The sequence below is a fragment of the Glaciecola sp. KUL10 genome (assembly GCF_003203515.1).
Classification (GTDB): Bacteria; Pseudomonadota; Gammaproteobacteria; order Enterobacterales; family Alteromonadaceae; genus Glaciecola.
The window spans coordinates 243,683-256,145 of the sequence record NZ_BGNG01000006.1 but is presented as its reverse complement, the minus strand read 5'-3'; the positions used below and the strand labels follow the sequence as shown (position 1 = coordinate 256,145).

Annotated in this window: 8 protein-coding genes; 3 read left to right on the top strand and 5 right to left on the bottom strand. The window is 43.8% G+C overall.

Annotated features, from left to right (window positions below; all coding sequences use genetic code 11):
- Positions 1-24: 24 nt before the first annotated feature.
- The 3 genes from hslV to priA form a co-directional block, all read right to left on the bottom strand.
- The gene (gene hslV / locus KUL10_RS12275; RefSeq protein ID WP_110429221.1) at positions 25-549 is read right to left on the bottom strand and encodes an ATP-dependent protease subunit HslV; all 525 of its coding nucleotides are present in this window, start codon (positions 547-549) and stop codon (positions 25-27) included.
- A gap of 152 nt (positions 550-701) precedes the next feature.
- Complete coding sequence (locus KUL10_RS12270; protein ID WP_233499806.1) at positions 702-1,223, bottom strand: SPOR domain-containing protein; 522 nt, start codon at positions 1,221-1,223, stop codon at positions 702-704.
- A 130-nt stretch (positions 1,224-1,353) separates the two neighbouring features.
- Positions 1,354-3,546: a primosomal protein N' gene (gene priA / locus KUL10_RS12265; protein WP_233499805.1), complete on the bottom strand. Its 2,193-nt coding sequence runs from the start codon at positions 3,544-3,546 to the stop codon at positions 1,354-1,356.
- Between the two features lie 278 nt (positions 3,547-3,824).
- Between priA and rpmE the strand changes: the two genes are divergently transcribed.
- The 3 genes from rpmE to KUL10_RS12250 all read left to right on the top strand — a co-directional run bounded on the left by rpmE (position 3,825) and on the right by KUL10_RS12250 (position 10,063).
- A complete protein-coding gene (gene rpmE / locus KUL10_RS12260) occupies positions 3,825-4,037 on the top strand; it encodes a 50S ribosomal protein L31 (RefSeq protein ID WP_110429220.1) in 213 nt (70 codons plus the stop codon).
- 400 nt (positions 4,038-4,437) lie between these two features.
- Complete coding sequence (locus KUL10_RS12255; RefSeq protein WP_110429219.1) at positions 4,438-8,403, top strand: S8 family serine peptidase; 3,966 nt, start codon at positions 4,438-4,440, stop codon at positions 8,401-8,403.
- A 409-nt stretch (positions 8,404-8,812) separates the two neighbouring features.
- Positions 8,813-10,063, top strand: a complete 1,251-nt coding sequence (locus KUL10_RS12250; protein WP_110429218.1) for a malic enzyme-like NAD(P)-binding protein — start codon at positions 8,813-8,815, stop codon at positions 10,061-10,063.
- Between the two features lie 94 nt (positions 10,064-10,157).
- Here KUL10_RS12250 and KUL10_RS12245 read toward each other — a convergent pair whose 3' ends face one another.
- The gene (locus KUL10_RS12245) at positions 10,158-10,943 is read right to left on the bottom strand and encodes a GlyGly-CTERM sorting domain-containing protein (protein WP_233499804.1); all 786 of its coding nucleotides are present in this window, start codon (positions 10,941-10,943) and stop codon (positions 10,158-10,160) included.
- Positions 10,944-11,014: 71 nt separating this feature from the next.
- Positions 11,015-12,367, bottom strand: a complete 1,353-nt coding sequence (locus KUL10_RS12240) for a M36 family metallopeptidase (protein WP_110429216.1) — start codon at positions 12,365-12,367, stop codon at positions 11,015-11,017.
- Between the last annotated feature and the right edge of the window lie 96 nt (positions 12,368-12,463).

The following is a 12,463-nucleotide window of genomic DNA, read 5'->3' as shown; positions in this document are numbered from 1 at the left end:
GTTCAGGCTACAACGTTGAATTTGTTAATAAGTAATGGTTTCAACCGTTTGGTTTTGATTACTGTAAATACAGATATCACCTGCTATGGATAAGCTTTTGGTGGCGATATCTTGTGCGCTTAATTCAGTGTTATCTAACAGTGCAGTGGCTGCAGCTTGTGCAAAGTTTCCGCCTGAACCTATCGCAAGTAAGTCGTTTTCAGTTTGTACCACATCACCAGTGCCGGTAATGATCAACGACGCAGTATGATCAGCAACAATCAGCATCGCTTCAAGTTTGCGAAGCATGCGATCGGTACGCCAGTCTTTTGCAAGTTCGACTGCTGATTTAAGTAAGTGGCCTTGGTGCATTTCAAGCTTTGACTCAAAACGCTCGAACAAGGTAAAGGCATCGGCGGTGCCACCGGCAAACCCTGCGAGTACTTTGTCGTGGTAAAGGCGACGGACTTTTCTCGCGTTGCCTTTCATGACGGTATTGCCAAATGAAACTTGGCCATCACCCGCGACAACCACTTCGTTATTTCGACGTACTGATACAATGGTAGTCATTTTTTCTCCTAATCAAGCCTGCGGATCGTTGCGCAGATGATAAGGAAATGGGGCAACTTTTGATTATTTCAAGTCAATATTATTTCAAGCCAAACTTCAGCGATGCTATTTGATGGATATGCTTGAGCTTGCCACGATGCCTTCCAAAATCATTAATTCCAGAACCATATTTTACAGTTGTTAATATTAGCTCTGCGCAACTGGTGACGACCTTTTTCTGCTTCGCGTTTACGATCAAATGGGCCCAACACTACTCTATACCAAATACCGTTTTTGCCTTTGCTCTCTAACACTTGCGCTTCCATCCCTTGAAAGGCGATTTCGGCTTTTAGTTTTTCGGCTTGAGCTTCGGTTCTAAACGAACCACACTGCATTAAATAGGGCCGCTGAGATACTTGCTGCTCTTCTATATCAACTTCTACTGAATAGTTGGGCAGGGACTCTATAAACTCCCATTGCTCTTCTTCTAACACTGGCAGCGAGCTTTGGTCTTCTAGTTCATTTGTCTTTGGACTAATAGCTTTAACAGATTCTGGTTTATCAGCAAGCGGCTCAGGCTTTGACGTGTTGGAAGTACTTAAAAACCATAAGCCATAGGCAAACGCCCCAATGATCGCAAGTGCAAGTAAAATCCTAAACCAAGGCAGCGGCTGAGCCACTGCTTTTTTCTTCACTGGACGTTTTTTTGTCCTCGTGACACGTAGTCTTTATGAGCCATATTTGTTTAATGCTTAGCGCGTATTTTTCTTTTTGATTGGTTGGTAATTATAACCGTAATAGCAAAAAGGTTTAGTCTTATTTCAGTTAATTAAAATCTATTGGATTAACATCGACATACCACTTTACTCGTTTAGACTCAGCTTGTTGGTCCAAGAAATTGACCACCTGTGTCATCGCTTTATTGAGATAAGAACGCGAAGCTGATTGAACAATTAACAGCATCCGAAAACGGCCCTGTTTTTTTTCAATAAATGCGGGAAACGGCCCAATCGCTCTTAACTTTTGGAATTGCTCAAATATCGGCAAGCTCATTTTTAAGAATTTTTCAGCTTGGAGTAAGTAAGTTGACTCCACGCGAAGCGCAATTTGGTATTCGTAGGGTGGCAACAGCGCGTGTTTTCGCTCAAGTAAAGCAAAGCGAGCAAAATCGCCATAACCATTGTTTATTAAGTCTTGAAGTAAAGGATGTTGTGGATTGTGCGTTTGCAACCACATCTCGCCCTGTTTATCGCTGCGCCCTGCCCGCCCTGCTAATTGCGTAATCAACTGAGCGAGCTTTTCTGGCGCTCTAAAATCTGCGCTAAATAAAGCGCCGTCCACATTCAGAATCAAGACCATGGTGACATTGGGAAAATGATGGCCCTTAGAGAGAATTTGAGTGCCAATCAACAACTGATACTCGTTATTGTTAATCTGCGTGAGCAATCTTGTTAGCTTTCCCTTGCCTCGAACAGAGTCACTATCAATTCTGATTGATTTATAGTCAGGAAATAGTTGCTCAAGGCCCAGTTGTATTTGCTCAGTGCCGATCCCTTCTGTGACCAACTCCTTATGTCCGCAACGACTGCATTTATTAGGGATATAGCGTGTTGCTGCACAGCGATGGCACTGTAAATTGCGAGCACTCTTATGCACGGTAAAAGGGGTCGCGCAAGGTTCGCAAGATTCTACATGACCGCAGCTGTGACACATAATACTCGGCGCATATCCGCGCCGGTTGACAAACACCATGACTTGATTGCCTTGCTCAAGTTGCACCTTGATCTTTTCCAACATTGAGTCAGCAATCCCGAATTGATGATTTTGATTACGCATATCCATCAACAATTGGGTTGGCATAGTGGCATTGCCAGCTCTTTGCGTGAGTGGTAAATGTCTGAATTTTTTAACGATAGTATTGTGCAGACTTTCCAGTGATGGCGTTGCACTGCCTAGTATCAGAGGAATATCCAACTGTTTAGATCTGTAGGCGGCAACATCTCTAGCATGATAGCGCAGCCCGTCTTGCTGCTTAAATGATTCATCGTGTTCTTCATCGACGATAATCATGCCTGGATTTTTCAAAATCGTAAAAACAGAAGACCGCGTGCCAATGACGATGCCAATTTCACCCTCTTTGGCTTGCTTCCATACCAAGGCACGTTCTTTGTTATTTAGATTTGAATGCAGCACCCCTACTGAAATACCAAATCGAGATTCGAAACGTGACACAGTTTGTGGCGTCAAACCAATTTCTGGTACCAAGATCAAAACTTGTTTACCCGCCAATAACAATGGCTCGATGATTTGTAAGTAAACTTCCGTTTTTCCGCTACCCGTCACGCCCTCGAGCAAAAATGTATTAAAGCCCACGGCTTCATTTATTGTGCTAATAGCAATTGATTGCTCTAAATTGGGTCTGGGCTTTTCAGCTATTCTTAACTGAGCCTGCCAGTCTAGCGCTTGAATTGGCTTACTTTGTTTTTGAACAAGGCCTTTATCAATTAATGCTTTTACTGTCGCTGCACTGTGTGTTTTGCGAATGTCTTTTAAGGCTCTCTCACCTATACCAAGTTGCTTGTATAATGCTAACTGCAATTTTGAGCGCCCTAGTTTTACATCCAAATCTTGAGAATTTGATTCGTCTATACTCAAATATTCGATGTGTGGCCATTCGAGTTTCGCGGACTTACGTAACAGAACCGGTAGCATAGTTGCGATTACTTCTCCCAGCGGATGGAGGTAAAAGTCGCTTAACCAACTAGCAAGTGACAGAAAGGTCGAGTCAAAAATGGCTTCTGAATCCATTAGCTCGATGATAGCTTTGATCTTACTTCGGTCATAATCGACGTCTTGTTGAACATCTACAATCATTCCCACTATTTGCCTTGGGCCAAAAGGAACTGAGACTCTTTTACCCAAGAGAGTAGTCAAATCATCTTGTCCAATTGACTCTATGCGGTAATCAAAAAAACGGAACAAAGGGACTGGAAGCGCAACCTGAATGATGACAGACACTACTTGATCGGCTCCTTATTAAATTCCAAATGATGGGTGAGGTTTGAGATGCTGCAAACGATACTATTAATACAAGCGCACTACTAGTCGTTGATTTTCACATCGACTAAACTTTGCTTGATCGCCAGCCCTCAATCCAGTATAGTTCGCGTCCAAATTTTACGCAGCTACTCAAGGGTATAGTTTAAACCTCGCGAGCGGTTGATTTTTAATTAATTTCGTTTGGTGTGCAACTTCGGGTTGTATAGCGAGACGGCCTATATAATTTAAGGTATCCCATGAAAGACGGTATTCATCCTCAGTACAACGAAATCACAGCTACATGTTCTTGCGGCAACGTTATGAACATTCGCTCTACACTTGCTAAAGACATCAACTTGGACGTATGTTCAGCATGTCACCCTTTCTACACAGGTAAGCAACGTAACGTTGATACTGGTGGTCGTGTTGATCGCTTCAAGAAGCGTTTTGGCGCACTTAGCAAGAAATAAACATTTTCTAAGCGTTATTACAAAAACCCGAGCTGCATGTTCGGGTTTTTTTATTCCCGTCAATTAGTAAACTAAAGATAACGCTCAATAAACCCACAAACACAAAAAAAATAATAAATTTATGACCCAAAGCTATTACAAAAGCTGCAGATTTATGATACTACTGTTCCAGACGGTCAAATAGATGAGCAAACCTCACTAAACGCCGCATAAATTAATAATAATAATAATAATAAATCCACAACAAACACGACAGTTTACATTTCAAGCAGATAATTACATTGCATTACCGAAATTTCTTCGCAAAGCAATGTTATTACATTCTATTTTAAAATAAACACGTGTTTAACATACAAGTTACAACAAACACCGATTTGTTGATGTTTTAACGGGAAGATATATGAAAAAGACTATAGTCAGTATGGTGGTTGCATCAGCCCTATACAGTGCCTCATCTATTGCTTATATAGATAGCGCGCCAATTAAAGGTTACTCTGTCGAACGAACCGATGCAGTAGAAGCGTCATTTGACAAAAAGGCAATTATCAAAGATGCCATTTCGATCAACAACGACCGCGTAAGAGTTATCGTAGAGTTAAATGATTTACCAATGGCCCAGTTCAGTGGTGTAAACCCTGCAGCCAGCGAAAAATTCACACGCTCCGACGCAAAGATTAATTTCAATTCGGCTGCCGCAAAAGAATACAAGTCATTCCTAGAAACTCGGCAAAATGAAGTTAAACGCTCCTTGGCAACCATTGATAAATCATTTAAAGCTGACTTCTCTTACTACGCAACATTTAACGGTTTTGCAGCAGAAGTAAGCATCGATAGCTTAGATTCACTTCTAGCAATGAGCGGTGTTAAGAATGTGTATCCAGATACTGTTCAGCACGCACAGATGGACGCCAGTCTTGATTTAATCAATGCAATTTCTACTTGGGAAAAAGTGGGTGGCAAAGAGCAAGCTGGTGAAGGCATTCGCGTAGCCGTGATTGATAGTGGTATTCGTCCAGAAAACCCACTATTTGCAGGTGATAACTTCGATCCTGTTGCGGCTGATACGCTTCCATCAGATGACTACTGTTCTGTTGAGCCTGATTTCTGTAATAACAAATTGATTGTTGCAAGACATGCTGACGTACCAGATGGTTTTGCAATTGTTGAAGAAGAGCATGACAGTCCTCTGGGCTTTAATGGTCACGGTACTCACGTAGCGGGAACGGCTGTTGGTAATTATGGCGTGATGGCTGAGCGCGGTGGTGCAACTGCTGAAATTTCGGGTGTTGCCCCTGCAGCGCGCTTGATGGTCTATAAAGGCTTGTATGCGACACCAGCAGACCCAGCTAGCTCGTCAGGTTCTAATTCAATGCTACTCTCTATGCTAGAAGCATCCTTACTGGATGGTGCAGACGTAGTAAACAACTCATGGGGTGGTGGCGCCGGTGGCTCACCTGTTGGCTCTCCTTACGAAACCGTATTCAAATCGATGGCGGATGCCGGCGTTGTAACCGTTTTTGCTGCCGGCAACGATGGTCCAAACCCGACAACCATTGGCTGCCCTGGCTGTAGTGACGATGTACTTACAGTAGCGGCGACAACTACCAATCGTCTTTTCGCTAATGAATTAAGTGTCACTGGATCAGACACCCTTACCGGCGTTCCAGCTATTTTGGCAGGTGTTGTACCCATCACTGAACCTTTAACAGCTCCTATCGTTTTTGCGGGTGCATTAGATGAAGCTAATTTCGAAGGTTGTAACGCGTTTGCAGACGCAGCTTTTGACGGCTCAATCGCATTGATTAGCCGCGGAGCATGTGGTTTTGTTGATAAAATTACAAACGCCGAAGCAGCCGGCGCAGTTGGTGTTATCGTTTACAACGCACCAGGCCGCGGTGAAGCTCCGATCCAAATGGGAGGCTTATCACCAGAGCAAGGTATCCCTTCGGTAATGATTCCCGCAACACCTGGTGCGGCGCTAGCCGAACTTGTTGCTGGTTCAGACACACCCGTTGAAGGAACTATTGGTGATGAAGTTGTTCGAACAGCATCTGATAGTTTGGCTGATATCATGGCTGATTTCAGTTCAAGAGGGCCTAACGGGGATCCTTCATTCTTGAAACCAAATATAGCCGCTCCAGGTGTTCGTATCTTCTCAGGTGAATCACCTGAAGCACCGAACCATGTTGGCGAAAACTTCTCATTCAAAAATGGGACGTCAATGGCATCTCCCCACGTTGCCGGTGCCGCAGCTATTCTTAAGCAAATGAAGCCTGAATGGTCTGCGATGCAGATTAAGAGTGCCTTAGTCACTTCATCTATAAGAGATGGTTTATTAAAAGATGACGCGTTAACTCCGACAGATGAGTTTGACGTAGGCGCGGGCCGTTTAGACCTAGCACGCGCTTCAACTGCTGAGTTAACATACAGCGACTTGAGCATGGTGGATGGAAACTGTTACCTTGAGTGTACGTTGTCAATCACAGTGACAAATACAAGCGACGACGCTGTCAGTGTAACGCCTTCAATGATGTTCAGCGATAGTGCTATTGATGCAACGCTAACACCAAGCAATGCTACTTTACCTGCGGGCGCTTCTGCTGAAATTACGCTTCACTTAGACGTTGCAAGCGCGAGCGCTGGACAATGGGCGCTAGGCGGGATCAACTGGGCTGATGATGATGCAGAAACAACTGACTATTACGTGCCAGTTGCTGTGTATCCGGTTTCTTCAGACAATGCAACGCTAATGTCAGCTTCAAGTAGCGCAAGCTCAGCCGCACCAGGTGAGCAAGTGGTTACTGAAATGATTGCTAGCAACCAAGCGATTACGGGGTTAATAAGCGTCAAAGGTCAAGTTGACGAAAAATATAACCTAACGCTATCAACATTATCGGCCACCAAAAACGGTTCTCAAGAACCCGTAACTTGGGATGCTGGTTCTCGTACACTAGAATGGCAAGGGGCTTTAAATACAGCTTCAATGCAAGTTACGCCTGATACATCAATAGGTGATTTGTTGACAGGTTTTGGGCTGCCAGCGTATACACCAATGGCAGCAATTGGCGTTGCGCCAGAAGTTTGTTCAGCAGTATGTGATGATACGACGCTTACTTACAGTCTACCTCAATCGATTTCATATTTGGGTCAAGAATACAGCTCTGTTGTCGTTTCTTCGAATGGTTTTATTAGCTTGGGTACGTCTTCTGGCGGAGTCTCGACTCCTTTCCCACAGATAATGCCTAGCTTAGCTGAGCCAAACAATGTTGTCGCTCCATATTGGACAGACTTAGACCTAAATGGAACCAGTGACTCAGACTCTGGTGCTGGGGATATCTATGTTGCAAGTCTAAATACTGGACATTTTGTTATCGAATGGGCCAATGCTGAGATGTATAACATGCCTGGTTCAAATATCAGCATGCAAATATGGTTAGAGTACGAAACTGGTAAAATTTCGATGGTTTACGGTTCAACAACTGCACCGGATTTAGCTCAAGTGCCTGGGGTTGTTGTGGGCGCGGAAGATTCAACAGGTGGAGTGGGTATTACTGTTGCAGCTGTGACACCTGGAGAGGTTATTGGTGCACTTCCTACTGCAGGAAACGAGTTCCTACTAACTGCAAGCGCAGGTGATTCTCTTGAAATTTCTTATGCAGGGTCGCTAGGTTCGCCAAGAGACTTCATGGATGATAGCGCGACTGTAACCGAAGATACTTCTGTTAACATCAACGTATTGGCGAATGATGATGAAACGACTGTATTGAATACTTTCACTATGGAAACTTTCTCTGGTACGTTCAGATCGTTTGATCCAGTCAGTATTGAAGTTGCAGACTTAGATATGAGTACGCTAATGATTGGTGATGCGCCGGCGAACGGTTCAGCGGCAGTCAACGACGATGGTACTGTTACTTATACACCTAATGCCGATTACTTTGGCATGGATAGCTTTACTTATACTCTGAATGAGGTCAGCGCAGATGATACAGCCGAAGCGGTTGTTGTAACAGCAAGTGTTGATATCTATGTAGAAGGAGTACAAGACGCGCCTGTATTGAACGTAGTCGCTCCACTGAGTGTTGATGAGAAGCAAGACTTCGCAGTAAGCGCTACGGCAACTGACCCTGACGGTGACGCAGTTACTATCACGATCAACGGTGAGATGACCAATGCAATTGCAGTAACAGCACCAGACGTTGGTTCAGATACTACAATGAGCTTTGTTGTCACCGCGAGTGATGGCAACAGTACAGTTTCAGAGACAGTAACGGTTCAAATCAATAATAAAGGCAGTGGTAGCATGGGATGGATTGCCTTGCTCTTAGCCCCTGTTGTTTGGTTAAGAAGAAAAGCGCGCTCGTAACGCATACTTGTTAATTCAATTGATTTGATTAAAAAGCCTTCGTAAGAAGGCTTTTTTATTAATGCGGTAGTTTAATTAACTAAAACTTCCACGCGCTTACGCAATCACTTTTAAGATAACTCTCAAGTATCAAGCTAGCTATTCCCATCTATATTCTATATAAGCAATGGATTATATAGGTTCTAAAACGCATAAATATCTTTTATATTCATAACGTTAAGCATTTTCTGTTTTTGATTCACTAAACCTATACAAACTCGTGTTTATTCAATGAAGTATGTTACATTGTGTTATTAATTAATTATCAAAATGTTTGTGTGCTTTTCAGTTGAACTCGGTAAGCCCGAACGTTGTTAAAAAGTAAAATTATTTAGTCACCGCACTATCATCGCAACCAAGGATTAAAAAGATGTCGGATTTTCGCCAACAAGCACTCGATTATCATGAGTTCCCTAAACCAGGAAAAATTGGAATTGCACTGACAACCGAAGCTGCCACTGTAAATGACTTAGCCTTGGCCTATAGTCCAGGTGTAGCAGAACCCGTCAGAGAAATTGCTGCCGATCCTAACCTTGCATATCGTTATACCGCAAAAGGCAATATGGTTGCTGTCATATCAAATGGTACTGCCATCCTCGGTCTAGGAAACCTTGGCCCATTGGCATCCAAGCCAGTTATGGAAGGCAAGGCGTTACTGTTCAAACGCTTTGCTGGATTGGACTCTATTGATATAGAAGTAAAACACAGGACAACAGAAGAATTTATCAATACCGTTGCCAATATTGCGGATACTTTTGGCGGTATTAACTTAGAAGATATTAAGGCACCAGAATGCTTTGAAATCGAACGCGAGCTAATCAAGCGTTGTAAAATACCTGTATTTCATGACGACCAGCATGGCACAGCAATCGTCACTGCGGCAGGTATGTTAAATGCACTTGAAATTCAAGGCAAAGACATCTCTAAAGCTCGCTTTGTGTGCATGGGGGCGGGTGCCGCCGCTATTGCTTGCATGGAACTTTTAATCAAATGCGGGGCGCAGCGAGAACGCATTTATATGATTGACCGACAAGGGGTTATTCATACGCGAAGAGAAGAGCTAACAGAACACAAGGCTCTATTCGCTAACAACACAGACAAAAGAACACTAGAAGATGTACTAGATGGCGCAGATGCGTTTTTAGGCCTATCAGGCCCAGACGTTCTGCCTCCAGAAGCGCTAAAGTTAATGGCTGACAACCCTGTTGTATTTGCATGCTCGAACCCAGACCCGGAAATAAAACCTGAGCTTGCTCATGAAGTTAGAAAAGACTTAATTATGGCAACCGGACGCTCAGATTACCCTAACCAGGTAAATAATGTATTGTGCTTTCCATTTATATTCAGAGGCGCATTAGACGTTCGCGCAAGTGAAATAAATGACGAAATGAAAGTAGCTGCGGTAGAGGCACTGCGTTCAGTTTCTAAAGAAGAAGTACCTGAAGAAGTATTGATCGCAAGCCAATCAAGCTCTCTTAGTTTTGGCAAGGATTACATCATTCCAAAACCGATGGACCCAAGGCTATGTAAGCGCATAGCAACTGCCGTCGCCAATGCCGCAATTACTTCTGGTGTCGCTAAGCTTGACAGCCTACCGGAAGACTATCTAAACGACTTTTAGTATAAAAAGAGTAAGTAATAAAAAACCCGCTTTTCAGCGGGTTTTTATCTATTGGAGAAGGCTAACGCATTCGATAGCCTTTTACTATGAGCACCTATTTAAAGAAACGTCGTCTTCTAATAAATGCAATCGGTGCTAGCAACAATGCAATCCAGCCCATGCTACCGCTACTTCTTGTAGAAGGAGCCTCAGTTACTGGGTCAGGTAGATTGTTAATGTTCACCGTTGTTGAGGTGCTTACCGCGTCAGTACCATCGCTTACTGTGACCGTAAATCCTAGGGTAGAGTTAGCAGAGACAGAAGGCGCAGCAAAAGACATCGTTGCTGTATCAGCGCCTTGCATCGCAACACTCAGACCCGAGGTTTGCGTCCAAGAATAGCTTAGTACATCGTCAGCATTTCTATCAGCAGCAGACGCTGTCAATGTAGCTGTTGCGCGCTCATCGACAGTCACCGAAGCTACATCAGCCAATCGTGGAAGTGAGTTATCACAGGCAGTTGTTTCACCCGTCACCACTGCTGAGTAAACTGGCGTTGCAACATTAGTGAAGGTCACATTGTCGATAAACCAACCGAAATCACCTACTGCGAAATCGGTAGCGATACGGAAACGGAATTTAACCATATTTCCATTTAGTGCAGAACCAAAATCAATAACCTCTGCGCCACCGTTAGCTGGTGCAAAATTACGTCCGGTGAAAACTGCTCTACCAGCCAAGGCTTGCGCCTCTAAATTAGCATCTAGTACTGCGTTATAGCCTCCAAATTGGAACTGACCGCCAAATTCAGTCACATCACGCCACTCGCTACCATTTACTGATAACTCGACCACACCACCATCGAATCCTGTTTCGAACAAGTATGAATGCCAGAATGACACTGTGAAGTTCTCTGCGTAGCCCACTTCCATTTCGGTTGTTTCATATGCAACATCAGTCTCGAAACCATTGTCTAGTAAATGTGTTCAAACGTGTACGGGTTGACATTCATATCAGTCGTATATGGTGCACGACGAATACCGCGGAAGAAGTCTGTAACAAAGGTACCTACGGCATAACCAAGGCCAAACTCTTCGTTGCCTGGCAGTAACATATCTTCTTCTTTAGTCACAAATAACATGGCATGAACATCAGCCCAGCCTTCACCCATCGCGCGGCCTTGGAAGTTACCTAAACCAACACCATTACCGACCAAGCGATTTTGGATATAGTGACCAAACTCGTGTGCAATGATTGCATTATCAAATGTAGAGTCTTTTAGTGGGAAAGTACTAAACAACTCAGCTTCGACTGTAGTACCTGCATCAATTAGGTCATAAATTGTTTTGCCGTCTTGGAAGCTTAAGCCTTGAGAAGGAATAGTCACAGAAGGGTCAGAGCCACCCATTGGTGCCGGTGTGCCATCATCATTATTATTCACAATTATTGCACCAACTGCACCTGCAGCTTGCGCACTGAGTACCTTAGTTGTAAACGGACATGCTCCACGATCAATAATAACTATTTTTCCGGCCAACGCCTCAGCATTGATAGCGGGTTGACAGCCATCAGTGACGCTACCGGCACCCGCAGCATCATCACCGTCGTCGATACGCACGATTTCGCCTGCAAGGTCTGAATATTGTTGGGGACCAAAAGAAGCTACCTGACTGGTTCCTAACACACCGATCGAATCAGGGTTGGTAATTGTAATACCCCAATCTTCACCCACTACAGCATCGATGTCAGTCCATAAAAACTGTTGCATACGTGGGCTAGCACCGTCTGTCGGCGTAGACATGTTTGCGTTATTTAAACCTGAGTTATCTTGTGCTTCAAGTAACAATGGATCGCCTTCTAGACCACCTCGACCGTAATTTGAAACCTGAGCGTTTCCAGAGGCTTCGTCAAAACCATAATCGTAATAATAGTTGTGTAAGAAGTTGGTCATGTAAAACAGGTTTACGATTGCCGCTTTTCTGTTCCCAAAGGAGTTGGCACGCGCTGATTCGTCAATAACGTAGTCAAAGGTCTTATCAGATGTGACTTCAGCTGTGAAATCACCTAGTGAGAATCCCTGAGGTGCTATCACATCAGCATAAGCAAAAGCATTGTTACCAGAAGTGGTAGTGGCATCTTCAGGCAACCATGGGTCTTGAGTACTCAAGAAAGGCATGGTGTCTAATGAAACCATTGAGGCGTCAAGAATTTCAGTCACGTTTCCTGGCGCTAACGCTGGGATAACATTTCCGTGAGGACCTTGAAGTGGTGTCTTATCTTCTTCTGCATAAGCGCGATAATGGAAGACTGAATCGTCTACCGTCATACTTTGTTGATGTAAAATTTTACCCGTTAAAGCATTTACAACATATGAAAATAGCTCACCACTGACACTGTCAGCTTCAGAGATTTCGACTTCAAC

What these genes read in the sequence shown, in the direction of transcription:
- hslV (WP_110429221.1), bottom strand. Translation starts at nt 549, where the DNA reads ATGACTACCATTGTATCAGTACGTCGAAATAACGAAGTGGTTGTCGCG.
- rpmE (WP_110429220.1), top strand. Translation starts at nt 3,825, where the DNA reads ATGAAAGACGGTATTCATCCTCAGTACAACGAAATCACAGCTACATGT.
- KUL10_RS12250 (WP_110429218.1), top strand. Translation starts at nt 8,813, where the DNA reads ATGTCGGATTTTCGCCAACAAGCACTCGATTATCATGAGTTCCCTAAA.
- KUL10_RS12255 (WP_110429219.1), top strand. Translation starts at nt 4,438, where the DNA reads ATGAAAAAGACTATAGTCAGTATGGTGGTTGCATCAGCCCTATACAGT.
- KUL10_RS12240 (WP_110429216.1), bottom strand. Translation starts at nt 12,367, where the DNA reads ATGACGGTAGACGATTCAGTCTTCCATTATCGCGCTTATGCAGAAGAA.